The 25,123-nt window shown below is 40.9% G+C and carries 17 protein-coding genes, 13 tRNA genes, 3 rRNA genes and 3 pseudogenes; 31 read left to right on the top strand and 5 right to left on the bottom strand.

What is annotated here, in order from left to right; translation table 11 throughout:
* Both NSQ85_RS01235 and NSQ85_RS01230 read right to left on the bottom strand, forming a co-directional pair.
* Positions 1–456, bottom strand: coding sequence for a DUF3021 domain-containing protein (locus NSQ85_RS01235; protein ID WP_340780961.1), 456 nt, complete (start codon positions 454–456; stop codon positions 1–3).
* Positions 453–890, bottom strand: coding sequence for a LytTR family DNA-binding domain-containing protein (locus NSQ85_RS01230; protein WP_340780960.1), 438 nt, complete (start codon positions 888–890; stop codon positions 453–455). The genes NSQ85_RS01235 and NSQ85_RS01230 overlap by 4 nt, the downstream gene beginning before the upstream one ends.
* 178 nt (positions 891–1,068) lie before the next feature.
* Here NSQ85_RS01230 and NSQ85_RS01225 point away from each other — a divergent pair, with 178 nt between their 5' ends.
* The 29 genes and pseudogenes from NSQ85_RS01225 to NSQ85_RS01085 all read left to right on the top strand — a co-directional run bounded on the left by NSQ85_RS01225 (position 1,069) and on the right by NSQ85_RS01085 (position 21,808).
* The gene (locus NSQ85_RS01225; protein WP_084830425.1) at positions 1,069–1,374 is read left to right on the top strand and encodes a hypothetical protein; all 306 of its coding nucleotides are present in this window, start codon (positions 1,069–1,071) and stop codon (positions 1,372–1,374) included.
* Between the two features lie 51 nt (positions 1,375–1,425).
* On the top strand, positions 1,426–3,369 hold the full coding sequence (gene mutL / locus NSQ85_RS01220) for a DNA mismatch repair endonuclease MutL (protein ID WP_340780958.1): 1,944 nt from the start codon (positions 1,426–1,428) through the stop codon (positions 3,367–3,369).
* Between the two features lie 151 nt (positions 3,370–3,520).
* Positions 3,521–3,730 (top strand): hypothetical protein, encoded by a 210-nt coding sequence (locus NSQ85_RS01215; protein ID WP_340781519.1) that lies wholly within the window; start codon positions 3,521–3,523, stop codon positions 3,728–3,730.
* Between the two features lie 153 nt (positions 3,731–3,883).
* The gene (gene ruvA, locus NSQ85_RS01210; protein WP_179974147.1) at positions 3,884–4,474 is read left to right on the top strand and encodes a Holliday junction branch migration protein RuvA; all 591 of its coding nucleotides are present in this window, start codon (positions 3,884–3,886) and stop codon (positions 4,472–4,474) included.
* A gap of 6 nt (positions 4,475–4,480) precedes the next feature.
* Complete coding sequence (locus tag NSQ85_RS01205) at positions 4,481–5,035, top strand: DNA-3-methyladenine glycosylase I (RefSeq protein ID WP_179974148.1); 555 nt, start codon at positions 4,481–4,483, stop codon at positions 5,033–5,035.
* A gap of 95 nt (positions 5,036–5,130) precedes the next feature.
* Positions 5,131–6,402 (top strand): competence/damage-inducible protein A, encoded by a 1,272-nt coding sequence (locus NSQ85_RS01200; protein ID WP_340780956.1) that lies wholly within the window; start codon positions 5,131–5,133, stop codon positions 6,400–6,402.
* Between the two features lie 35 nt (positions 6,403–6,437).
* A complete protein-coding gene (recA, locus tag NSQ85_RS01195; protein WP_179972485.1) occupies positions 6,438–7,577 on the top strand; it encodes a recombinase RecA in 1,140 nt (379 codons plus the stop codon).
* Between the two features lie 176 nt (positions 7,578–7,753).
* Entirely contained in the window at positions 7,754–8,152 is a 399-nt protein-coding gene (spx, locus tag NSQ85_RS01190; protein ID WP_179972486.1) for a transcriptional regulator Spx, read from the top strand.
* Between the two features lie 415 nt (positions 8,153–8,567).
* A 16S ribosomal RNA gene (locus tag NSQ85_RS01185) occupies positions 8,568–10,115 on the top strand.
* 54 nt (positions 10,116–10,169) lie between these two features.
* Positions 10,170–10,242: transfer RNA gene (locus NSQ85_RS01180), tRNA-Ala, on the top strand.
* Between the two features lie 147 nt (positions 10,243–10,389).
* Positions 10,390–13,289, top strand: a 23S ribosomal RNA gene (locus NSQ85_RS01175).
* Between the two features lie 83 nt (positions 13,290–13,372).
* A 5S ribosomal RNA gene (rrf, locus tag NSQ85_RS01170) occupies positions 13,373–13,488 on the top strand.
* The 16S, 23S and 5S rRNA genes sit together here with 13 tRNA genes alongside, the layout of an rRNA operon.
* 5 nt (positions 13,489–13,493) lie before the next feature.
* Positions 13,494–13,566, top strand: a tRNA-Val gene (locus tag NSQ85_RS01165).
* Positions 13,567–13,570: 4 nt separating this feature from the next.
* Positions 13,571–13,641 (top strand) — tRNA-Gly (locus NSQ85_RS01160).
* 33 nt (positions 13,642–13,674) lie between these two features.
* Positions 13,675–13,748, top strand: a tRNA-Ile gene (locus tag NSQ85_RS01155).
* 6 nt (positions 13,749–13,754) lie between these two features.
* Positions 13,755–13,826 (top strand) — tRNA-Glu (locus NSQ85_RS01150).
* 8 nt (positions 13,827–13,834) lie between these two features.
* Positions 13,835–13,924 (top strand) — tRNA-Ser (locus NSQ85_RS01145).
* Positions 13,925–13,933: 9 nt separating this feature from the next.
* Positions 13,934–14,007, top strand: a tRNA-Met gene (locus NSQ85_RS01140).
* A 3-nt stretch (positions 14,008–14,010) separates the two neighbouring features.
* Positions 14,011–14,083 (top strand) — tRNA-Phe (locus NSQ85_RS01135).
* 14 nt (positions 14,084–14,097) lie between these two features.
* Positions 14,098–14,178, top strand: a tRNA-Tyr gene (locus tag NSQ85_RS01130).
* A gap of 5 nt (positions 14,179–14,183) precedes the next feature.
* Positions 14,184–14,254 (top strand) — tRNA-Trp (locus NSQ85_RS01125).
* 11 nt (positions 14,255–14,265) lie between these two features.
* Positions 14,266–14,338, top strand: a tRNA-His gene (locus tag NSQ85_RS01120).
* Between the two features lie 6 nt (positions 14,339–14,344).
* A tRNA-Gln gene (locus tag NSQ85_RS01115) sits at positions 14,345–14,416 on the top strand.
* A 9-nt stretch (positions 14,417–14,425) separates the two neighbouring features.
* Positions 14,426–14,509: transfer RNA gene (locus NSQ85_RS01110), tRNA-Leu, on the top strand.
* Positions 14,510–14,559: 50 nt separating this feature from the next.
* A complete protein-coding gene (locus NSQ85_RS01105; RefSeq protein WP_340780953.1) occupies positions 14,560–18,954 on the top strand; it encodes a PolC-type DNA polymerase III in 4,395 nt (1,464 codons plus the stop codon).
* A gap of 163 nt (positions 18,955–19,117) precedes the next feature.
* Positions 19,118–20,359: an aminopeptidase gene (locus NSQ85_RS01100; RefSeq protein WP_340780951.1), complete on the top strand. Its 1,242-nt coding sequence runs from the start codon at positions 19,118–19,120 to the stop codon at positions 20,357–20,359.
* A 19-nt stretch (positions 20,360–20,378) separates the two neighbouring features.
* Positions 20,379–20,609, top strand: a complete 231-nt coding sequence (locus NSQ85_RS01095; protein ID WP_002886331.1) for a GlsB/YeaQ/YmgE family stress response membrane protein — start codon at positions 20,379–20,381, stop codon at positions 20,607–20,609.
* A gap of 131 nt (positions 20,610–20,740) precedes the next feature.
* Positions 20,741–21,168: pseudogene (locus NSQ85_RS01090) on the top strand (MarR family winged helix-turn-helix transcriptional regulator).
* Between the two features lie 88 nt (positions 21,169–21,256).
* On the top strand, positions 21,257–21,808 hold the full coding sequence (locus NSQ85_RS01085) for an NAD(P)H-dependent oxidoreductase (protein ID WP_179974152.1): 552 nt from the start codon (positions 21,257–21,259) through the stop codon (positions 21,806–21,808).
* Positions 21,809–21,857: 49 nt separating this feature from the next.
* Here the strand turns inward: NSQ85_RS01085 and NSQ85_RS01080 are convergent.
* The 3 genes and pseudogenes from NSQ85_RS01080 to NSQ85_RS01070 all read right to left on the bottom strand — a co-directional run.
* Positions 21,858–22,650 (bottom strand): annotated as a pseudogene (locus NSQ85_RS01080) (IS3 family transposase); the annotation flags it as partial.
* A 99-nt stretch (positions 22,651–22,749) separates the two neighbouring features.
* On the bottom strand, positions 22,750–23,022 hold the full coding sequence (locus NSQ85_RS01075) for a hypothetical protein (protein WP_011225293.1): 273 nt from the start codon (positions 23,020–23,022) through the stop codon (positions 22,750–22,752).
* Positions 23,023–23,236: 214 nt separating this feature from the next.
* Positions 23,237–24,190 (bottom strand): annotated as a pseudogene (locus NSQ85_RS01070) (S66 family peptidase).
* A 203-nt stretch (positions 24,191–24,393) separates the two neighbouring features.
* Between NSQ85_RS01070 and NSQ85_RS01065 the strand changes: the two are divergent.
* Positions 24,394–24,582, top strand: coding sequence for a hypothetical protein (locus NSQ85_RS01065; RefSeq protein ID WP_003045882.1), 189 nt, complete (start codon positions 24,394–24,396; stop codon positions 24,580–24,582).
* A 38-nt stretch (positions 24,583–24,620) separates the two neighbouring features.
* Positions 24,621–25,115: a modification methylase Sau96I gene (locus tag NSQ85_RS01060; RefSeq protein WP_340781516.1), complete on the top strand. Its 495-nt coding sequence runs from the start codon at positions 24,621–24,623 to the stop codon at positions 25,113–25,115.
* Positions 25,116–25,123 lie beyond the last annotated feature (8 nt).

The following is a 25,123-nucleotide window of genomic DNA, read 5'->3' as shown; positions in this document are numbered from 1 at the left end:
TTATAGGTGTTTCAATTCTTGATTGAGTTGTTCAATATCCTTTTTCATTTTCCAATAAGAAAAGGACCAAACGAGCAGATAGATAAGGCTGAATTCAATGACTAGCTCCAAGTAGAAAGTCAAACGTAGAGGGAACCATCCGCTGAGGGTAGCTAGTGGAATGAAACCAAGACAGGTCAAAGCATAGTGAGTGAGGGTTTCACGAAGTAAACTCCACTCAGCCTTACGGAAAATATAGCTAGCGACTTCAAAGAGGATACCGATAGCAAACCAAGTGATGAGGCAATAGGCTAAGATAATAGATCCATGAATCTGATGAGAGGTCATCCATTGTCCAACCGCTGAGCGGGGATTTAGAGGCATGTAGTTTGGCGCCCAGATAAGAGACATGACCATGGATACGGCAAGTCCGAGAAGGATGCCATTTGTGCCTGATTTAAAGAGTTGTTTTTTCATTGTAGTTTCTCCTTTATTGCTTTGAGGTAACGGCGTGATGAGTAGGTGGTTTCCTTGTTTTTAAGGTGAATTTCAACGAGGCCGTTAGGGGTAATGTTGAAGCGTTCAATTTCTTTGAGGTTGACAATCTCTGATTGTGAGATTTTGATAAAGTAAGATGGCAGTTTTTCTAAAACTTGATAGAGACGTAAGCCTAAGTGGTACTCTCCTAGAATAGTTTCAGCTAAAACTTGGCGATTTTCGATGTAAATTCTGGAAATAGCATTAGGCTCGATGAGATAAGTTTCGCCATCTTTTTTTCCTTTGAGTCGTTGGTTATCATCCAAAGATTCGACAAACTCGACCACTTGCTGAATCTTGGGCGTCCGACTAGGTGCCTGAATCTGCAACGTTTCTTCTTGGAATACCGAGTCAATCTGAACTTTTATTTTCATAACTATCCTTTCTTATTGGTAATTGAGGAGGCCTCCTCCCTTTCACACCTTTATTAAACACTATTTACTAGTCCACAGCAATAGCGTTTGTCTATGTGGTCCTGTATGGTGTCTAAGTGGTTGAAAATATTTTCGAAAACCCCTATACTTAATGAAAACGTACTGACGAGGTAATCACATGAAATCTATAATGAAATGGCTAGCAGGAATTTTTCTTGTCTGCAGTCTGATTTTGAGCTTTTATACACCTTTTGAAAAGGCACTAACACTGAACTTGCTTTTGCTTTATTTCTTTGTGAAGCAGTTTCTGGATTCGACAAGCTCTCCTAGAACCTATCAATGGATTTTTCAAGTTATTTATCTATTGATTTTTTCTGGACTCATTTGGTTCAACCTTCGTCATGGAGATATGATTGTTATTGCTACAGCCTTATCTTGGCTAACAGTTGTGTGTGAGTTGTGGCTTTATAGTCATCATAAGTAATAAGTCAGCGCCAGTGATCTATCAACCTTTTAGAAGGGAGAAAAACTAATTATGCCAAAAATTATCGAATTGCCTGAAGTTCTAGCCAATCAGATTGCTGCTGGTGAGGTCGTAGAGCGACCAGCTAGTGTAGTTAAAGAGCTGGTGGAAAATGCTATTGATGCAGGAAGCACCCAGATTACTATTGAAGTTGAAGAATCAGGCCTCTCAAAAATTCAAATCACAGACAATGGCGAAGGAATGGCTCAAGCTGATGTAGCTATGAGTTTGCGCCGTCATGCAACGAGTAAAATCAAAAATCAAGGAGATCTCTTTCGTATTCGAACACTTGGTTTTCGAGGTGAAGCCCTACCCTCTATAGCTTCTATTAGTCACCTTACCATTGTGACAGCAGCGGATGGAGAAGTCTATGGGACAAAACTTGTTGCTAAAGGTGGAGAAATTGAGAGTCAAGATCCTATTTCAACCCCAGTGGGAACAAAGATTACAGTTGAAAACTTGTTTTATAACACCCCAGCTCGTCTCAAGTATATGAAGAGTTTACAGGCTGAGTTGGCTCATATTGTCGATGTTGTCAACCGTTTGAGTTTAGCCCACCCCGAAGTAGCCTTCACCTTGCTTAATGACGGTCGTCAGTTGACACAGACATCAGGTACTGGAGACCTTCGTCAAGCTATTGCAGGGATTTATGGCTTAACAACAGCAAAAAAAATGGTGGAAATTTCAAATTCCGACCTTGATTTTGAAGTTTCTGGTTATGTCAGTCTCCCTGAATTAACGCGTGCTAACCGTAACTACATCACGATTCTCATTAACGGACGCTATATAAAAAACTTCCTCCTTAACCGTGCTATTTTTGATGGTTATGGTTCTAAACTTATGGTGGGACGCTTCCCAATTGCAGTTATTGATATTCAGATTGATCCTTATTTGGCAGATGTCAATGTTCACCCAACAAAGCAAGAAGTACGTATCTCTAAAGAAAAAGAACTCATGGCCCTTATCAAATCTGCCATTGCTCAAAGCCTTAGAGAGCAGGATTTGATTCCTGATGCCCTTGAAAATCTAGCAAAGTCAAGTACTAGAGGTGCAACTAGGTCAGTTCAGACGAGTCTCCCACTCAAACAAACCAATCTTTACTATGACAGTAGCCGTAATGATTTCTTTGTCACGCCAGAGACAGTTCAAGAGGATATCAAACCTCTTGTATCAAAGTCAGAGTCTTCAGTTTCATCGGTAGCAAACAAACAGCAACCTACTGTTAAACAGGCAAAACGTTCAGCAGATGATAGTGATAGCGAACACGGAAAACTTGACTATAAAAATAAATCGAAATTGAAGCGCATGCTTGAAAATCTGACCAATGAGGAAACATCAACCTTTCCTGAATTGGAGTTCTTTGGTCAAATGCATGGAACCTACCTCTTTGCCCAAGGACAAGGTGGCCTTTACATCATTGACCAGCATGCTGCCCAAGAACGTGTCAAGTATGAGTACTATCGCGAAAAGATAGGTGTGGTTGATAGTAGTTTACAACAACTTTTGGTTCCTTATCTTTTTGAATTTTCAGGTTCAGATTACATTAGTTTACAAGAAAAAATGCCCCTTCTTAACCAAGTTGGCGTCTATTTGGAGCCTTATGGGAATAATACCTTCATTCTTCGAGAGCACCCTATCTGGATGAAGGAAGAAGAGATCGAATCTGCAGTCTATGAGATGTGCGATATGCTTCTTTTGACGAACGAAGTATCCGTCAAGACCTATCGTGCTGAGTTAGCCATCATGATGAGTTGTAAACGTTCAATAAAGGCCAATCATGCTCTTGATGATTACTCTGCGCGTGACCTTCTAGTACAGCTTGCACAATGTAAAAATCCCTATAATTGTCCTCACGGTCGTCCAGTACTTGTCAACTTTACCAAGTCTGATATGGAAAAAATGTTCCGTCGCATTCAAGAAAACCATACCAGCCTACGTGATTTAGGAAAGTATTAAAACTTTTTTCGTCTTGCTTTACGAATAGAGATGTTAGATTTATAATAGTGGTGAAGATAAGGAATTTTCTAATGTTTTAGCATATCATTGTAGGATGATGGTCTGATTTTTAAGTTAGGAGATAGAGTGATGAGACACCTAACAAAAACTTATAAAAACTTATAAAAACTTTTTACTTGTTGGCTTAACATTTTTAGCGATTAGTTTGATTTTCTATATTTTGGATTGGTTAGGTCGACCAAGTTTGGAGAATACCTTAGTAAATGTTTCTAGCATTGCCTTCACCTTAGGTATTTCAACATATGTTCTCTTGGGATTGAAGATGATTACCGATACTTTAAAGATGAGTAGCCATTCTTAAAAAAGGGAGCAAACAGAATCCACTTTCGAGTGGATTTTTTGTTACAATAGTACAGCAGTGATTGAGATTAGTAAAAAACAAGGTAAGTATTTTGTAGGTTTAAAAACTATATAACCATCATGTAACATTTAAAAAGAAAGGAACTCGCAAGCTATGTATGATTACATCAAGGGCACCCTAGTAAAAATCACAGCCAAACACATTGTCATAGAAACAAATGGTCTAGGATATATTGTCACTGTGGCTAATCCCTACAGCTTTTCTGATCAAATGAATCAGACTATCCAAGTGTATCTTCATCAAGTTATTAGAGATGATGCCCACCTACTTTTTGGTTTTCATACTGAAGATGAGAAAGAAGTTTTTCTTAAGTTGATTTCTGTTTCTGGGATAGGTCCGACGACTGCTCTAGCCATAGTGGCTGTGGATGATAATCAAGGACTTGTTGCTGCTATTGATAATAGTGACATCAAATACCTGATGAAATTTCCAAAGATTGGTAAAAAGACTGCTCAACAAATGGTTCTTGATCTGTCAGGAAAATTTGCAGAGTTACCAGCAGAAACGACCAATACTACGGCAAATCAGACTGCAAGAAATCATCAGTTGGATGAAGCTATGGAAGCTTTGCTTGCTCTTGGGTACAAAGCCACAGAGCTTAAGAAAGTGAAAGCCTTCTTTGAGGATACCAATGAAACGGCAGAGCAATATATTAAGTCCGCTCTTAAAATGTTGATGAAGTGAGTAGCAATGGTCAATCGATGTCGTTGGGTACCGGCAGACAATAAACTTTATTGTGATTATCATGATAAGGAGTGGGGAAAGCCTATTGGTGACGATGAAAAACTTTTTGAGCTTCTTTGCTTAGAAAGTTATCAGTCAGGGCTATCCTGGCTAACGGTTTTAAAAAAACGCCAGGCTTTCAATCGTGTTTTTCATAACTATGATATTAGTCAAGTTGCCCAGTTTAGTCTAAGTGAACTGGGAGAAGCGCTTCAAAATCCGGATGTCATCCGTCACAAACTTAAGTTAGAAGCAACCGTAAATAATGCCAAACAAGTGCTTAAACTCCAAGATGAATTTAGCTCCCTGTCTCATTATTTTTGGCATTTTTTTGACGGAAAACCCTTGATAAACAATGTTCCCATATATAAAGATGTTCCATCATCAACTGACCTTTCTAGACAAATTGCAAAAGATCTAAAAAAGAGAGGGTTCAAATTTTTAGGACCGACTACCATGTACTCATTTTTACAAGCAGCTGGATTTGTGAATGATCATGAAAATAACTGCGACTTCAAATAATGAGTAGATTTGATTGACAAGACGAAAGAAACGTGTTAGTTTATAAACGAACATGTTTCTGAGATTATTTTACGAATAGCAATATAGGTGAACCAATGAAAGCTGAATTGATTGCAGTAGGAACTGAAATTCTTACAGGGCAAATCACCAATACCAATGCCCAATTTTTATCTGAAAAACTAGCTGAATTAGGAATTGACGTGTATTTTCACACAGCAGTAGGAGACAATGAAAACCGTCTACTTTCAGTCTTAGACCAGTCTAGTAAACGTAGCGATTTAGTCATACTCTGTGGAGGACTTGGCCCTACTGAGGATGACTTAACCAAACAAACATTAGCTAAGTTTTTAGGCAAAGAACTCATTTTTGATGAGGAGGCAAGTAAAAAACTGGATAGTTTTTTTGCTACTCGTCCTAAATATACACGAACGCCTAATAATGAACGCCAAGCGCAAATTGTTGAGGGGGCTGTCCCCTTGCAAAATCTCACAGGTCTGGCAGTTGGAGGAATTATTACTGTTAAAGGAGTGACCTATGTTGTCTTGCCTGGTCCGCCCAGTGAACTCAAACCTATGGTGAACCAAGAGCTTATTCCAGCTCTTACAGAGAATCATACTACGCTTTATTCTAGAGTCCTAAGGTTTTTTGGTGTTGGAGAAAGTCAATTGGTGACTATTATTAAAGATCTCATTATTAACCAAACGGACCCAACCATTGCGCCCTATGCTAGAGTGGGAGAAGTGACCCTTCGCTTATCAACAAAGGCATCGTCGCAAGAAGAAGCGGATCGAAAACTAGATGTTTTAGAAGAACAAATTCGTTCTACTAAAACTCTAGATGGAAAAAGCTTGTCTGATCTCATCTATGGTTATGGAGAATCAAATAGTTTAGCTTATGAAGTGTTCTATTTGCTTAAGAAATATGGCAAAACTATTACTGCAGCTGAAAGTTTAACAGCTGGCTTATTTCAAGCTAGTGTTGCTGATTTTCCTGGAGCTTCACAAGTATTCAAGGGTGGTTTTGTCACCTATAGCATGGAAGAAAAAGCTAAAATGTTGGATATTCCCTTATCTAAATTAGAAGAGCATGGTGTTGTTAGTCATTTTACAGCAGAAAAAATGGCTGAGGGTGCCCGAGTTAAGACAGATAGTGATTACGGAATTGCGCTTACTGGAGTAGCAGGACCAGATGCTTTGGAAGGGCATCAAGCAGATACAGTCTTTATTGGTATTGCCGATAGAAACCAAGTGCGGTCAATTAAGGTTGTTATAGGTGGAAGAAGTCGATCTGATGTTAGATATATCAGTACACTCTATGCCTTTAACCTAGTTCGCCAAGCTTTATTACAAGAGGACAACTCGATTTAAGTTTGTCATTTAACACAGAAAGAAGAGGAAATTAAGTGGCTAAGAAAACAAAGAAAACAGAAGAAATCACAAAGAAGTTTGGTGATGAGCGTCGCAAAGCACTCGACGATGCATTAAAAAACATTGAAAAAGATTTTGGTAAGGGTGCAGTTATGCGTCTTGGTGAGCGTGCAGAGCAAAAAGTTCAGGTTATGAGCTCAGGCTCGCTAGCTTTGGATATTGCTCTTGGTGCGGGTGGTTACCCTAAAGGTCGTATTATTGAAATTTACGGACCAGAATCATCAGGTAAAACAACTGTTGCCCTTCATGCAGTTGCTCAGACTCAAAAAGAAGGTGGTATCGCAGCTTTTATCGATGCCGAGCATGCTCTTGACCCTGCATATGCAGCAGCTCTAGGTGTTAATATCGATGAGCTTCTTTTGTCGCAACCTGATTCTGGTGAGCAAGGTCTCGAAATTGCAGGTAAGCTGATTGACTCTGGTGCAGTGGATTTAGTTGTTGTTGACTCAGTTGCGGCCTTGGTACCACGTGCAGAAATTGATGGAGATATTGGTGACAGTCATGTAGGACTTCAAGCGCGTATGATGAGTCAAGCCATGCGTAAACTTTCTGCATCTATTAATAAAACAAAAACGATTGCTATCTTTATTAACCAGTTGCGTGAAAAAGTTGGTATCATGTTTGGTAACCCAGAGACTACCCCAGGTGGACGTGCTTTAAAATTCTATGCATCAGTACGTCTTGATGTACGTGGTAATACACAAATTAAAGGAACCGGTGACAAAAAGGACCAAAATGTTGGTAAGGAAACTAAGATTAAGGTTGTTAAAAACAAAGTTGCTCCACCATTTAAAGAAGCTTTTGTTGAAATTATGTATGGCGAAGGAATTTCACAAACCGGTGAACTCGTAAAAATTGCAAGTGATTTAGGCATTATTCAGAAAGCCGGAGCTTGGTTCTCATATAATGGGGAGAAAATTGGTCAAGGATCTGAAAATGCTAAAAAGTATTTAGCAGATCACCCTGAGATTTTTGCAGAAATCGATCATAAAGTACGCGTACACTACGGTCTGATTGAGCTAAATGAGGACGATGTTGTTGAAGATACACAAGTTGAAGGCACGTCTGATGAACTCATTCTAGATCTTGATTCAACCATTGAAATTGAAGAATAAGTATCAAAGAGCCCAAAGGGTTCTTATCTTTTTGCTTTGAATTAAGAAGAAAATATGAGCAATACAAGTAAAAAAAGCGAATACACCCCAGATTCAAAATAGGTCGCTAGACCGATTTAATAAATCAAAGAAGGTGATAAGATAATAGTATCATGTGACAGAAAGAGAGAATTAACATGATTAAGATTTATACAATTTCAAGTTGTACAAGTTGTAAAAAAGCAAAAGCATGGTTGAACAACCATCAACTTCCTTATAAAGAACAAAATCTTGGCAAAGAACCACTTACAAAAGAAGAAATCCTTACTATCCTTTCAAAAACAGAGAATGGTGTTGAGAGCATCGTTTCAAAAAAAAATCGCTATGCCAAAGCTCTAAAATGTGATATTGATGAGCTTAGCGTCAGTGAAGTAATTAATTTGATTCAAGAAAATCCTAGAATTTTGAAGAGTCCAATCTTGATTGATGATAAGAGATTACAAGTGGGTTATAAAGAAGACGATATTCGTGCTTTTTTACCACGTTCAATCCGTAATGTCGAAAATTCACAAGCACGCATGCGTGCAGCACTATAAAATTCTAAAAGAAGGTTTTATTATCTTCTTTTTGTTTTTTAAAAAGAAGAATTTGTTGACTTTATTACACAAACTTGATAAACTAGTAAAGTCCAAAATAACTTGTTCAGCAATAAAAAAGGTTCCAAAACTTTTAAAAAAGCTATTGACAAGTTTAAGAAGGGATGATAATATAAAAAAGCTGTTTCGTGAGAGACGGCCAGCACGAAGAAGAGAAAAAAACTTCAAAAAAAGTGTTGACAAGATGTTCTATCTTTGCTAGAATATAGAAGTTGTCTCAAGAGAGGCAAAGACCTTTGAGAACTGAATAAGAAACCAAGTGCAGGGTTATGATAGAAGAATTATAACCTGTCAATTTACAAGAATAAATCGTCAGACGACGGTAATGAGTTAACGCTCGAACAATTATTAAAGTATTAATGAGAGTTTGATCCTGGCTCAGGACGAACGCTGGCGGCGTGCCTAATACATGCAAGTAGAACGCTGAAGAGAGGAGCTTGCTCTTCTTGGATGAGTTGCGAACGGGTGAGTAACGCGTAGGTAACCTGCCTTGTAGCGGGGGATAACTATTGGAAACGATAGCTAATACCGCATAACAATGGATGACACATGTCATTTATTTGAAAGGGGCAATTGCTCCACTACAAGATGGACCTGCGTTGTATTAGCTAGTAGGTGAGGTAATGGCTCACCTAGGCGACGATACATAGCCGACCTGAGAGGGTGATCGGCCACACTGGGACTGAGACACGGCCCAGACTCCTACGGGAGGCAGCAGTAGGGAATCTTCGGCAATGGGGGCAACCCTGACCGAGCAACGCCGCGTGAGTGAAGAAGGTTTTCGGATCGTAAAGCTCTGTTGTAAGTCAAGAACGGGTGTGAGAGTGGAAAGTTCACACTGTGACGGTAGCTTACCAGAAAGGGACGGCTAACTACGTGCCAGCAGCCGCGGTAATACGTAGGTCCCGAGCGTTGTCCGGATTTATTGGGCGTAAAGCGAGCGCAGGCGGTTTGATAAGTCTGAAGTTAAAGGCTGTGGCTCAACCATAGTTCGCTTTGGAAACTGTCAAACTTGAGTGCAGAAGGGGAGAGTGGAATTCCATGTGTAGCGGTGAAATGCGTAGATATATGGAGGAACACCGGTGGCGAAAGCGGCTCTCTGGTCTGTAACTGACGCTGAGGCTCGAAAGCGTGGGGAGCGAACAGGATTAGATACCCTGGTAGTCCACGCCGTAAACGATGAGTGCTAGGTGTTGGATCCTTTCCGGGATTCAGTGCCGTAGCTAACGCATTAAGCACTCCGCCTGGGGAGTACGACCGCAAGGTTGAAACTCAAAGGAATTGACGGGGGCCCGCACAAGCGGTGGAGCATGTGGTTTAATTCGAAGCAACGCGAAGAACCTTACCAGGTCTTGACATCCCGATGCTATTTCTAGAGATAGAAAGTTACTTCGGTACATCGGTGACAGGTGGTGCATGGTTGTCGTCAGCTCGTGTCGTGAGATGTTGGGTTAAGTCCCGCAACGAGCGCAACCCTTATTGTTAGTTGCCATCATTCAGTTGGGCACTCTAGCGAGACTGCCGGTAATAAACCGGAGGAAGGTGGGGATGACGTCAAATCATCATGCCCCTTATGACCTGGGCTACACACGTGCTACAATGGTTGGTACAACGAGTTGCGAGTCGGTGACGGCGAGCTAATCTCTTAAAGCCAATCTCAGTTCGGATTGTAGGCTGCAACTCGCCTACATGAAGTCGGAATCGCTAGTAATCGCGGATCAGCACGCCGCGGTGAATACGTTCCCGGGCCTTGTACACACCGCCCGTCACACCACGAGAGTTTGTAACACCCGAAGTCGGTGAGGTAACCTTTTGGAGCCAGCCGCCTAAGGTGGGACAGATGATTGGGGTGAAGTCGTAACAAGGTAGCCGTATCGGAAGGTGCGGCTGGATCACCTCCTTTCTAAGGAAAAACGGAATGTACTTGAGTTTCTTATTTAGTTTTGAGAGGTCTTGTGGGGCCTTAGCTCAGCTGGGAGAGCGCCTGCTTTGCACGCAGGAGGTCAGCGGTTCGATCCCGCTAGGCTCCATTGAATCGAAAGATTCAAGTATTGTCCATTGAAAATTGAATATCTATATCAAATTCCATATGTAAGTAATTACATATAGATAGTAACAAGAAAATAAACCGAAACGCTGTGAATATTTAATGAGTTAGGTCGAAAGGCCAAAAATAAGGTTAAGTTAATAAGGGCGCACGGTGGATGCCTTGGCACTAGAAGCCGATGAAGGACGTGACTAACGACGAAATGCTTTGGGGAGCTGTAAGTGAGCAATGATCCAGAGATGTCCGAATGGGGAAACCCGGCAGGTAATGCCTGTCACTCATTACTGTTAAGGTAATGTAGAGGAAGACGCAGTGAACTGAAACATCTAAGTAGCTGTAGGAAGAGAAAGCAAAAGCGATTGCCTTAGTAGCGGCGAGCGAAACGGCAAGAGGGCAAACCGAAGAGTTTACTCTTCGGGGTTGTAGGACTGCAACGTGGACTTAAAGATTATAGAAGAACTACCTGGGAAGGTAGGCCAAAGAGAGTAATAGCCTCGTATTCGAAATAGTCTTTATACCTAGCAGTATCCTGAGTACGGCGAGACACGAGAAATCTCGTTGGAATCTGGGAGGACCATCTCCCAACCCTAAATACTCTCTAGTGACCGATAGTGAACCAGTACCGTGAGGGAAAGGTGAAAAGCACCCCGGGAGGGGAGTGAAATAGAACCTGAAACCGTGTGCCTACAACAAGTTCGAGCCCGTTAATGGGTGAGAGCGTGCCTTTTGTAGAATGAACCGGCGAGTTACGATATGATGCGAGGTTAAGTTGAAGAGACGGAGCCGTAGGGAAACCGAGTCTTAATAGGGCGCATTAGTATCATGTCGTAGACCCGAAACCATGTGACCTACCCATGAGCAGGTTGAAGGTGAGGTAAAACTCACTGGAGGACCGAACCAGTGCACGTTGAAAAGTGCTTGGATGACTTGTGGGTAGCGGAGAAATTCCAAACGAACTTGGAGATAGCTGGTTCTCTCCGAAATAGCTTTAGGGCTAGCGTCGATGTTAAGTCTCTTGGAGGTAGAGCACTGTTTGGGTGAGGGGTCCATCCCGGATTACCAATCTCAGATAAACTCCGAATGCCAATGAGATATAATCGGCAGTCAGACTGCGAGTGCTAAGATCCGTAGTCGAAAGGGAAACAGCCCAGACCACCAGCTAAGGTCCCAAAATATATGTTAAGTGGAAAAGGATGTGGGGTTGCACAGACAACTAGGATGTTAGCTTAGAAGCAGCTATTCATTCAAAGAGTGCGTAATAGCTCACTAGTCGAGTGACCCTGCGCCGAAAATGTACCGGGGCTAAAACATATTACCGAAGCTGTGGATACCTTTATAGGTATGGTAGGAGAGCGTTCTATGTGCGAAGAAGGTGTACCGTGAGGAGTGCTGGAGCGCATAGAAGTGAGAATGCCGGTATGAGTAGCGAAAGACAGGTGAGAATCCTGTCCACCGTAAGACTAAGGTTTCCAGGGGAAGGCTCGTCCGCCCTGGGTTAGTCGGGACCTAAGGAGAGACCGAAAGGTGTATCCGATGGACAACAGGTTGATATTCCTGTACTAGAGTATATAGTGATGGAGGGACGCAGTAGGCTAACTAAACCAGACGATTGGAAGTGTCTGGCCAAGCAGTGAGGTGTGATATGAGTCAAATGCTTATATCTTTAACATTGAGCTGTGATGGGGAGCGAAGTTTAGTAGCGAAGTTAGTGATGTCACACTGCCGAGAAAAGCTTCTAGCGTTAATTATACTCTACCCGTACCGCAAACCGACACAGGTAGTCGAGGCGAGTAGCCTCAGGTGAGCGAGAGAACTCTCGTTAAGGAACTCGGCAAAATGGCCCCGTAACTTCGGGAGAAGGGGCGCTGACTGATGGTCAGCCGCAGTGAAAAGGCCCAAGCAACTGTTTATCAAAAACACAGCTCTCTGCTAAATCGTAAGATGATGTATAGGGGGTGACGCCTGCCCGGTGCTGGAAGGTTAAGAGGAGTGCTTAGCGTAAGCGAAGGCATGAATTGAAGCCCCAGTAAACGGCGGCCGTAACTATAACGGTCCTAAGGTAGCGAAATTCCTTGTCGGGTAAGTTCCGACCCGCACGAAAGGCGTAATGATTTGGGCACTGTCTCAACGAGAGACTCGGTGAAATTTTAGTACCTGTGAAGATGCAGGTTACCCGCGACAGGACGGAAAGACCCCATGGAGCTTTACTGCAGTTTGATATTGAGTATCTGTACCACATGTACAGGATAGGTAGGAGCCTATGACCTCGGGACGCCAGTTTCGAGTGAGGCGTTGTTGGGATACTACCCTTGTGTTATGGCTACTCTAACCCAGATAGGTTATCCCTATCGGGGACAGTGTCTGACGGGCAGTTTGACTGGGGCGGTCGCCTCCTAAAAGGTAACGGAGGCGCCCAAAGGTTCCCTCAGAATGGTTGGAAATCATTCGCAGAGTGTAAAGGTATAAGGGAGCTTGACTGCGAGAGCTACAACTCGAGCAGGGACGAAAGTCGGGCTTAGTGATCCGGTGGTTCCGTATGGAAGGGCCATCGCTCAACGGATAAAAGCTACCCTGGGGATAACAGGCTTATCTCCCCCAAGAGTTCACATCGACGGGGAGGTTTGGCACCTCGATGTCGGCTCGTCGCATCCTGGGGCTGTAGTCGGTCCCAAGGGTTGGGCTGTTCGCCCATTAAAGCGGCACGCGAGCTGGGTTCAGAACGTCGTGAGACAGTTCGGTCCCTATCCGTCGCGGGCGTAGGAAATTTGAGAGGATCTGCTCCTAGTACGAGAGGACCGGAGTGGACTTACCGCTGGTGTACCAGTTGTTCTGCCAAGAGCATCGCTGGGTAGCTATGTAGGGAAGGGATAAACGCTGAAAGCATCTAAGTGTGAAGCCCACCTCAAGATGAGATTTCCCATGATTTTATATCAGTAAGAGCCCTGAGAGATGATCAGGTTGATAGGTTAGAAGTGGAAGTGTGGTGACACATGTAGCGGACTAATACTAATAGCTCGAGGACTTATCCAACGAAAGTAACTGAGATATATTGACAACGATTTGGTTTCTTGATACAGTATAGATATTCAATTTTGAGTTGAGAATACTCAGAGTTAAGTGACGATAGCCTAGGAGATACACCTGTTCCCATGCCGAACACAGAAGTTAAGCCCTAGTACGCCTGATGTAGTTGGGGGTTTCCCCCTGTTAGATACGGTAGTCGCTTAGCAAAAAGGGAGTTTAGCTCAGCTGGGAGAGCATCTGCCTTACAAGCAGAGGGTCAGCGGTTCGATCCCGTTAACTCCCATTTAGCGGGTGTAGTTTAGTGGTAAAACTACAGCCTTCCAAGCTGTTGTCGCGAGTTCGATTCTCGTCACCCGCTTTATTTGGAAACAAATATCCAAGCATTTAGCTTGGGCGCGTAGCTCAGATGGTTAGAGCGCACGCCTGATAAGCGTGAGGTCGGTGGTTCGATTCCACTCGTGCCCATTATATGGTCCGTTGGTCAAGGGGTTAAGACACCGCCTTTTCACGGCGGTAACACGGGTTCGAATCCCGTACGGACTATATTTTATGGAGGATTACCCAAGTCCGGCTGAAGGGAACGGTCTTGAAAACCGTCAGGCGTGTAAAAGCGTGCGTGGGTTCGAATCCCACATCCTCCTTTTAATTAACGCGGGATGGAGCAGCTAGGTAGCTCGTCGGGCTCATAACCCGAAGGTCGTAGGTTCAAATCCTGCTCCCGCAATATGGCTCGGTAGCTCAGTTGGTAGAGCAATGGATTGAAGCTCCATGTGTCGGCGGTTCGATTCCGTCTCGCGCCATTTATTTATATTTTGGAAGGGTAGCGAAGAGGCTAAACGCGGCGGACTGTAAATCCGCTCCTTCGGGTTCGGGGGTTCGAATCCCTCCCCTTCCATAGTTACGGGCATAGTTTAAAGGTAGAACTAAGGTCTCCAAAACCTTCAGTGTGGGTTCAATTCCTACTGCCCGTGTTAATAAGGTGGCGAATGTGGTGAAGTGGTTAACACATCAGATTGTGGCTCTGACATTCGGGGGTTCGATTCCCCTCATTCGCCTATTTTTGGGGTATAGCCAAGCGGTAAGGCAAGGGACTTTGACTCCCTCATGCGTTGGTTCGAATCCAGCTACCCCAGTAAAACTTTGCCGGCGTGGCGGAATTGGCAGACGCGCTGGACTCAAAATCCAGTGTCCGCAAGGACGTGCCGGTTCGACCCCGGCCGCCGGTATAAGTTGCACTCCATAAGGAGTGTTTTTTTGTATATAGGAGTTATTTTTTATGTCTGATAAATTTAAGCTTCTTTTAAAACAAATTCATTTTCCACAGAATGAGGAAGCTTATAATGAAATTAAAAGTGGTTCTATTGAATCAGTAAAGCTATCTAAATCAAAACGTCAGTGGTTTTTTGTTTTTTCTTTCAGAAGTCTACTGTCATATGACACTTTCACTCTTTTTGATAATCTGCTTCATTCTTCTTTTGATTCTTTAGGAGCTAAAGTTTCATATATGATTAATGTAGAAGATATTTCTTGTGATCAATCTTTACTTGAAGCTTATTTTTCATATGCTTTAGATATTTTAAAATCATCACACGTTTCAATCTATTCCCTATTCTCCAATTTGGGGATTGAGATTTCTAATAATAGTATTTCTGTTAAGGCTCCTGCGCATATCCTTAGAGAGAATTTACATAAGAGATTTATAGACCTGATTGCTGATGCTCTTTCGAATGTTGGTTTATCTAATGTTTCTATTTCGGTTCTTGAGGATAAAGAAGCTTCATCCTCTCTTGAAGAGGCTTACGAGACAAATAAGATCTCCTTACAAGAAAAAGCAGAATCTCAAGCTAGACAAGCCCTTCAATCAATTGTTCAAAGTTCGCCGGTACCACCACCTCAGAAGCATCAGGCCCAAAATTTTGATGAGAAACAAAGTCAACGAGTTGCAAGCTTTGATAAGGCTGAGATTACTCCAATGATTGAAGTCAATTCTGAAGAAAATAGGATTGTTTTTGAAGGATATATTTTTGATGTGGAGAAACGTGAAACGAAAACAGGTAGGATTATAATAAATTTTAAGGTAACTGATTATACCTCTAGTTTTGCTATGCAACGTTGGGTGAAGGATAGCGAAGAACTTGTTAAGTTCGGTATGATTAAAAAAGGAAACTGGGTAAGAGTTCGAGGTCGTATTGAGAATAATCCTTTTACACATAGTTTGACTATGAATGTACAAGATATTAAGGAAATTTCTCATACTCCTCGTAAGGATTTGATGCCCGAGGGACAGAAGCGAGTTGAATTTCATGCTCATACTAACATGTCAACTATGGATGCTATACCAACAGTTGAAGAGCTCATCGATACAGCGGCTTTTTGGGGACATCCAGCAGTTGCGATAACAGATCATGCAAATGTTCAAAGTTTTCCTCATGGCTACCATAAAGCTAAGAAAGCTGGAATTAAGGCGATTTTTGGTCTTGAAGCCAATCTTGTTGAGGACAAAGTTCCTATTGTTTATAATTCCGAAAATTTGGAATTAAAAGAAGCAACTTATGTTGTATTCGACGTAGAAACAACAGGTTTGTCTGCTATTCATAATGATTTGATCCAGATTGCGGCATCAAAAATGCATAAAGGTAATATTGTTGAGCAATTTGATGAATTCATTGATCCAGGATATCCGCTTTCTGCGTTTACGACTGAATTGACTGGTATTACTGATAATCATGTTAAAGGTGCCAAACCTTTAGTGCAAGTTTTACAGGAGTTTCAAGAATTCTGTAAAGGAGCTGTGCTAGTCGCCCACAATGCGACCTTTGACGTTGGGTTTATGAATGCCAATTATGAAAGACATCAGTTACCGACAATCTCACAACCGGTTATTGATACTTTAGAATTTGCACGGAATCTTTATCCTGAGTATAAACGTCATGGTTTGGGTCCTTTGACAAAGCGTTTTGGTGTTGCCTTGGACCACCACCACATGGCCAACTATGATGCGGAAGCAACAGGTCGTTTGTTGTTTATTTTCATTAAAGATGTATTCGAAAAGCATGGATTGACTAATCTGGAACAGTTGAACACAGAATTGGTCTCTGATGATTCGTATAAGAAGTCTCGTGTCAAACATGCGACGCTATATGTTCAGAATCAAACGGGTTTGAAGAATATCTTTAAATTGGTAAGCCTATCAAATGTCTCATATTTTGAAGGAGTAGCCCGTATTCCTCGTAAGGTTTTAGATGAGTATCGTGAGGGAATCATAGTCGGTTCCGCATGTTCAGATGGTGAAGTTTTTGATACTCTCTTATCTCATGGTATTGATAAGGCAGTTGAAGTTGCTAAATACTATGATTTTATTGAAGTTATGCCACCAGCGATTTATGCGCCATTGATTGCAAAGGATTTAATCAAGGATGAGAGAGCTATAGAACAACTTATTTGGGATTTGATTGAAGTTGCTAATCGTCTTGATAAGCCTGTGCTTGCTACGGGAAATGTACATTATATCAATCCTGAAGATGCTATTTATCGTGAAATCATTGTTCGTGCTTTGGGACAAGGAGCTATGATCAATAGGCCAATTGGTAAGGGGGAAAACGCTCAACCTGCTCCTCTACCGGAAGCTCATTTTAGAACAACCAATGAGATGCTAGACGAATTTGCCTTTTTGGGGAAAGACTTAGCCTATGAGATTGTTGTAGCTAATACACAAGCTATGGCAAATCGAATCGAAGAGGTTGAAGTCGTCAAAAAAGACTTGTATACACCTTATATTGATCGTGCAGAAGAACGGGTTGCAGAGATGACTTATGCTAAAGCATTTGAGCTTTATGGTACTCCTTTACCTGATATTATTGACTTGCGGATTGAGAAAGAGTTGTCCTCAATTCTTGGTAATGGATTTGCCGTAATATATCTGGCATCGCAGATGCTGGTGAACCGTTCAAATGAACGTGGCTACCTGGTTGGCTCTCGGGGGTCTGTTGGCTCTAGTCTTGTTGCAACAATGATTGGAATTACTGAGGTAAATCCCATGCCACCTCATTATTTATGTCCTAAATGCCAACACTCAGAGTTTATCACGGATGGTTCTTATGGCTCTGGCTTTGATTTGCCTGATAAGGAGTGTCCAGAATGTGGAACTGAGTATAAAAAAGATGGTCAGGATATTCCTTTCGAGACCTTCCTCGGTTTTGATGGGGATAAGGTTCCTGATATTGATTTGAACTTCTCAGGAGATGATCAGCCGTCGGCTCACTTGGATGTACGTGATATTTTTGGAGAACAATATGCCTTCCGTGCTGGAACGGTAGGTACTGTTGCAGATCGGACAGCTTATGGCTTTGTCAAGGGTTACGAACGTGATTACAATAAGTTCTATCGTGATGCTGAGGTTGATCGTTTGGCTATGGGTGTTGCTGGGGTTAAGCGAAATACAGGTCAGCACCCAGGTGGTATCGTTGTTATTCCAAATTATATGGATGTCTATGATTTTACACCTGTTCAATATCCGGCTGATGATGTAACTGCTGCTTGGCAGACAACTCACTTTAACTTCCACGATATCGATGAGAACGTGTTGAAGCTAGATATTCTGGGACATGATGATCCGACTATGATTCGTAAGTTACAGGACCTATCAGGAATTAATCCAAAGGATATTCGAGCAGATGATCCGGATGTGATGAAACTTTTTTCAGGGACTGAGGTTTTAGGGGTAATGCCTGAACAAATTGGGACCTCAACGGGCGTGTTGGGAATCCCTGAGTTTGGGACTAACTTTGTTCGTGGTATGGTCGAAGAGACGCATCCGACGACCTTTGCGGAACTCTTACAGTTATCTGGTTTATCCCATGGTACAGATGTTTGGTTGGGTAATGCACAAAATTTGATTAAGGAAGGTATTGCCACCCTGAAAACAGTTATCGGTTGTCGTGACGATATCATGGTATACCTAATGCATGCAGGGTTAGATCCTAAGATGGCCTTTACCATTATGGAACGTGTGCGTAAGGGAATGTGGTTGAAAATTTCTGAAGAAGAGCGAAATGGTTATATTCAAGCCATGCGTGAAAATAATGTTCCGGACTGGTATATTGAATCTTGTGGTAAAATCAAGTACATGTTCCCTAAAGCCCATGCGGCTGCCTACGTTATGATGGCCCTTCGCGTAGCTTATTTCAAGGTGCACTATCCTATTTATTACTATTGTGCTTACTTCTCGATTCGAGCCAAAGCATTTGAGCTTAAGACGATGTCTGCAGGGCTCGATGCTGTTAAAGCTCGAATGGAAGATATTAAGGAGAAGCGCCAACGAAATGAAGCGACTAATCTTGAAAATGACTTGTTTACAACGCTTGAAATTGTCAATGAAATGTTAGAGCGTGGCTTTACTTTTGGCCAGTTAGATCTTTATAAGAGTCAGGCGACTGAATTTTTGATTGAAGGAGATACCTTGATTCCTCCGTTTATCGCACTTGAAGGTTTGGGTGAAAACGTTGCGAAGCAATTGGTTGCTGCGCGTGAAGAAGGGGAATTCCTCTCCAAAACAGAATTGCGTAAACGAGGAGGCCTATCATCAACCTTGGTTGAAAAATTAGATGAAATGGGCATTCTAGGAAATATGCCAGAAGATAATCAGTTAAGTCTTTTTGATGATTTCTTTTAATAGCTAAAGTGTATTGTCATCAACGTTGAGAGAATGGAGTCAGTCTCCGTTCTCTTTTTGTTTAGGTATCTGTATGTGATGATAAAAAGCCAAAGCTGATAGAAAACTTTTTTCTTCGTCTTATGGTATACTGATAGAAAATTACAGTTTCAAGGAGTTAATCATGGTTTTACCAAATTTTAAAGAAAATCTTGAGAAATATGCTAAATTATTGGTTGCTAATGGGATTAATGTGCAGCCTGGTCACACAGTGGCCTTGAGCATTGATGTAGAACAAGCAGAGCTGGCTCACCTCTTAGTAAAAGAAGCTTATGCTTTAGGAGCAGCTGAGGTAATTGTTCAATGGTCGGATGATACTATTAATCGCGAGCGTTTCTTGCATGCAGAGATGAATCGAATCGAAGAGGTTCCAGCTTATAAAAAAGCTGAGATGGAATATTTGTTAGAAAAGAAAGCAAGTCGTTTAGGAGTCCGTTCTTCTGATCCAGGTGCCCTTAATGGTGTAGCTCCTGAACGTCTATCTGCTCATGCTAAGGCTATTGGAGCGGCCTTTAAACCTATGCAGGTAGCAACTCAGTCTAATAAGGTTAGTTGGACAGTAGCTGCAGCAGCAGGTAAAGAATGGGCTAAGAAGGTCTTTCCTAATGCTTCGAGTGATGAGGAAGCCGTAGATTTACTTTGGAACCAAATTTTCAAGACCTGTCGTGTTTACGAAAAGGATCCTGTACGTGCCTGGAAGGAACATGCTGATCGTTTATATGCTAAAGCACGTATACTCAATGAAGCACAATTCTCAGCCCTTCATTATACAGCACCAGGTACAGATTTGACCCTTGGTTTGCCGAAAAACCACGTTTGGGAGTCTGCAGGTGCAATCAATGCCCAGGGGGAGAGCTTCCTTCCTAATATGCCAACAGAAGAGGTCTTTACGGCACCAGATTTCCGTCGTGCATATGGTTATGTCTCAAGTACAAAACCACTGAGCTATAATGGTAATATTATTGAGGGAATCAAAGTAACATTCAAAGATGGTGAAATTGTAGATATTACAGCAGACCAAGGTGAGGAAGTGATGAAGAATCTCGTTTTCAACAATAATGGTGCGCGTGCTCTAGGTGAATGTGCCTTGGTACCAGATCCAAGTCCTATTTCACAATCTGGGATTACCTTCTTCAATACCCTCTTTGATGAGAATGCATCCAACCACCTAGCTATTGGAGCAGCCTATGCAACCAGTGTTGAGGGAGGAGCAGACATGACAGAAGAGGAACTTAAAGCAGCTGGTCTTAACCGTTCTAATGTACATGTAGATTTTATGATTGGCTCAAATCAAATGAATATTGATGGCATCCACCATGATGGTAGCCGTGTACCAATCTTCCGAAATGGTGATTGGGTGATTTAAGTATTGTGGAGGATTTCTCATGATTGGAAGTATGATAGTTGGTTTTCTAATTGGCCTTATTGCCTCTGCTATTTCGAATAGAGGAGAACATATGGGTTGCATTGGTAAGACCTTTGTAGGATGGCTTGGTGCATTTGTTGGTCAGCTTCTTTTTGGAAATTGGGGACCAATGCTAGCAGATACAGCTATAGTTCCTTCGGTATTAGGTGCTGTTATCTTATTAGCCCTTTTTTGGAATCGTAATAGTTAGAAATGAAAGAGTTCTGAGATATTGGTTAGATATCTCAGAACTCTTTTTCTTGTTTTTTCATTTTTATACACCACTTTTAGAAAAACTGTGGTAAATTATTAAAAATAGCATCTATTTGGAAAGGACTAGAAATGAGTGATTTAGATAAAAACATGGCTGTAAAAAGTATGGTTGTTATGCGTAAGGCTTTTCGGACCATCGATGCCAAGGTTTCTGAGACCTTTAAAGAATTTAATTTGACACCAACTCAATTTGGAGTCATGGATATGCTTAATGCCAAGGGACGTATGAAGATTGGCGAATTAATTGATTGCATGCTTGCCACTTCGGGTAATATGACTGTCGTCATTAAAAACATGGAGAAAAAGGGTTGGTTGATACGAAAAGCCTGTCAAACAGATAAGCGTGCTTTTGAGATTGATTTGACGGATGAGGGACGCCGTATTATCCAAGCAGCAATCCCCCACATCAGCGAGCAATTGATGAGACTTTTTCCGTTTTGTCTCCTGACGAACAGTCCCAATTGGTAGATCTTCTGAAAAAATTTAAGAATGTCTGAGCAGAGATTTCTTTATATTTATACTAAAATCAATTATATTACTACGTAGTAGTAAAAATGATTATTAGAAATACAAAGGAAATTTATCATGAAAAACATTCTATTTATCGTTGGTTCTCTTCGTAAGGGATCATTTAACCACCAATTAGCAGAAGAAGCTGAGAAAATGCTAGCTGGTAAAGCTAATGTTTCTTATCTTGAATATAGTCAAGTACCTGTTTTTAATCAGGATTTAGAAAGTCCAATTCTTCCTGTTTTGACAGAAGTTCGAGAGCAGATCTTGGCTGCTGATGCTATCTGGATTTTCTCACCGGTTTATAATTTTTCAATTCCTGGGCCAGTGAAAAATTTGCTTGACTGGTTGAGTCGTGCCCTTGATCTATCAGATCCTTCAGGACCATCAGCTCTTCAAGATAAGATTGTAACTGTATCATCAGTTGCTAATGGTGGTCACAATCAACTTTTTGATGCCTACAAAGAATTGTTACAATTTATCCGTACCCAAGTAGTTGGTGATTTTACAGCGACACGTGTAAATAATACAGCCTGGGTAGATGGAAAATTCGTAGTAACAGAAGAAGTTCTTGAAAGCCTTCAGAATCAAGCTGAGGCTTTGATTGAAGCGATTAAATCAGAATAATTAATACCCCGAGCCTTCTGTACTGACCCCAAAAAGTTAGACAATTAATTTACACAAAGGATTTAGTTCTGTGTTGCACAGGACTAAGTCCTTTTAATTTTACCTTGATTAGTTTGTTATTGTAATAATCAATATAGTCTACAATAGCTTGTTCCAATTGCTCAAGTGAGTGAAACGTCTTCTCGTAACCATAAAACATCTCAGACTTAAGAATGCCAAAGAAAGACTCCATCATACCATTGTCTGGACTATCTCCCTTACGTGACATGGACGGTTGGATCCCTTTATCCTCTAAAAATTGATGATAATACTGATGTTGGTATTGCCATCCCTGGTCACTATGGAGAATTGTATTTTCATAATGCTCCTCTGTGAAGGACTGGTCTAACATAGATTTCACTTGTTCTAAGTTTGGTGAAGTTGAGAGATTATAAGCGATAATTTCGCTGTTGAAACCATCTAAAACAGGCGATAAATACAATTTATGTGTGCTATTTGGAATGGCAAACTCTGTCACATCTGTGTAGCACTTTTCCATTGGGTTGGCTGCTTCAAACTGCCGTTGGATAAGGGTTATCTGCTTTCTTGCCAACTTCTCCTTGGTATGAAGAATATTTGTGTTTACGACGAATTTGGGAACTTAAACCAAGGAGCTTCATCAGACGTTGGACCTTCTTCTGGTTCACTACAAAACCACAATTCCTCAAATCAAGAGTTATTCGGAGATAGCCATAATTTCCTTTATGCTCATAATAAATTTCTTGAATTTCGCCTTTAGTCTCTTTATCTTTGTCGTGCCCATCTAGTTGTTTCAACTGATAATAGTAAGTCAAGCGAGATAAATTGTATTTATCTTTGCCAAATCATAAGAAAAGTGCAAAGCTTGTTTTTCTGAACTTGATTTTGACCCTGATTAGTTATCGTAAAATTTATCAAGCGACTTATTTATTGAATGTTTGGAGAAAATCATAACTTATCAAGATATATTTGCGACGATTTGCTTGAATTTCTCGAAAAAAATTATTGCCCATATCGCGAAAGTGGGTTAGATGACCATTCTGATTTGGAGCATTATATTGCTTGCGTCGAAGAAGTTGGCAATCCGACCATTGTTGCTTTTTTAAAGGCAAATCTATCAAGTCTTTTTGACCAAAACTGAACAAATAAAAACCGCCCTTACAGAGATTAGATAAGAGTGGTTCTTTTTGTGTCATGAAAAGAGTTTTGTTTAAAGTTTATTATTAAGGGTTGCTTATTAAATAAGTGGCAAAAGCAAAAAAATAAGAATAGGTAATAAAATAATTAAGCGGTTCAACATAGTAGATTTCTTACTTAGATTATAACCCCATTTTAGCAGAGGGATTGATGAAATCGATTTATTTGCAAATCTGCAAATGAAAATACTTTAATTATTCTTTTTTAGGTTATTTATTCCTCGATATGAATACTCAAAGTATCAGTGTCAATGCTTGCTTGTGCGCCGATACTGATTGTAAAGAGTGGCTGAGTGTGGGCAAAATCAAGGTCATACATGACAGGAATGCTTTTAAGAAGTGGGTGCTTGTCTAGGATATAGGTTAATATTTCGGGTGTCATTTGGCATTCCTTTGGGAAGCGTCCGATAAGCACCGCTTTTGGATTGGGGTAAGCTTGTAAAATGGCTGCTAAATTGCGGTCAAAATCATGATAGTCATCTTCTTCTGCCTCTTCTAAGAAAAGGATATAATCGTTGACTTGAGGGGCGTAAGGTGTTCCGCTAAGGAGTCCAAAAGTAGATAAATTTCCACCAATAATGGTGCCAGAAGCTTTCCCTGCGTTGTAAATTTTCCATTCTGTTGGCATAAAATGGCGTGGTTGTGTTGGGTCATACCAAGGGTCGCTTGACCACTCTTGACTTGGAACAAGGTCATAAGCTAATTTTGTCATGGCATTTAACCAAGCCTTGATCTGATAATCTTGACCTTCTTTCATTTTAAAACTAGAATATGACGGTTCCATGTAAGTGAGGTTTCCAGTTTTAGCAAAAATAGCATTCAAAAAGGCTGTCGAATCCGAATACCCACAGATGATTTTAGGGTGTTTGGCAATTAAGTCGTAGTCAAGATAGGGCAACAGTTCGTTAGAATTAAAACCACCAATCGTAGCCAGAATAGCATCAACAGAGTCATCAGCAAAATCAACGTGCAAATCAGCAACACGTATCTTGATTGAAGAAGAATAGAGCATATCAGATTCTAAATAATGTTCTGAAAATGACACACGAAATCCTAAATTTTCTAACGTTTATTTGGCAGAAAGGTTGGCTTCAAATCCACCCAAGCGAGCAACTGAATCTGACGGACTGAGTACGCGAATGTGACTGTTAGGACTTAGTTTTTTCATAAAACACCTCCAAAGATTTTTAGTATTGTAGCATAAATCCCGTATTTTACAAGGAACTAGAATCGGTAAGATAAGTTCAGAATTTAAGAGTAAGTGGTAAGAGTTTTTAGAAATAGAAAATAATCCTGTATTTATGAGGAGAACGGAGAAATCTGTTCTCCTTTTTGTTCGCTTAAAATTTCATAAAGAAGGGAGTCTTTACCATGAAGGGATTGGAAATAGTGATGGATATTGAGACTTTAGAAGTCTATGAAGTCATTGATCATGATCAAGAAGTGAGTTCAGAATCAACTGAGGAAGAAAAAGAATTAGTCTTTGATAATCATAGTGGTATTGTTAAAGTTTATCAGTTGGATCTATTTGAAGAAATGAACTTACTTAATACATCTTGAATAGTTTAGTTAATGTATAACATAGCTAGGAGGACATGATGGTTAGGAATGAGTTTTATGATCAATTAATCAATAGTGAACCATTAGGTTTTATTGATCCTCTGAGTGATCTAGGAGAGTTCGATTCTATTCAGATGAAGTTCTGTGAACCTGTTAGGAATTTGAAAAACAAATATTCAGGTAAACCTTACAGTTTAAACTGGCAGAACAAAATAGAACAGATGAGAGCACTGTATATTCAGTATCAGAAAAGCTTGATATTGGAAGATCAGGAACAAGGTGTTCACAACAGAGTTAGGAATAAAGAATCTAAAGAGCATGTTAATGAGATTGTTACAACTTATCTAAAGCTTGGATTCAGGTTCAAAGAGATTGAAGCTAGGATTTCACTATTTAATACACGCTTACGAAGTAACTGGAAAAGAAGTGACTACGTTACAACAATAAGCCCTGAATTTTATTTGAAGAGAGACTTACAGGATGGTTACAGCGTTCCGAATACGACTCTTCCCAGAAGTATGAGGGTTAAGTAGTAAAAAAT

Origin of the sequence: Streptococcus sp. FSL L8-0526 (assembly GCF_038007145.1) — a bacterium.
Lineage (GTDB): Bacteria > Bacillota > Bacilli > Lactobacillales > Streptococcaceae > Streptococcus > Streptococcus thermophilus.
The sequence above is the reverse complement of the archived record's forward strand: the minus strand, read 5'-3'. Positions and strand labels throughout refer to the sequence as shown.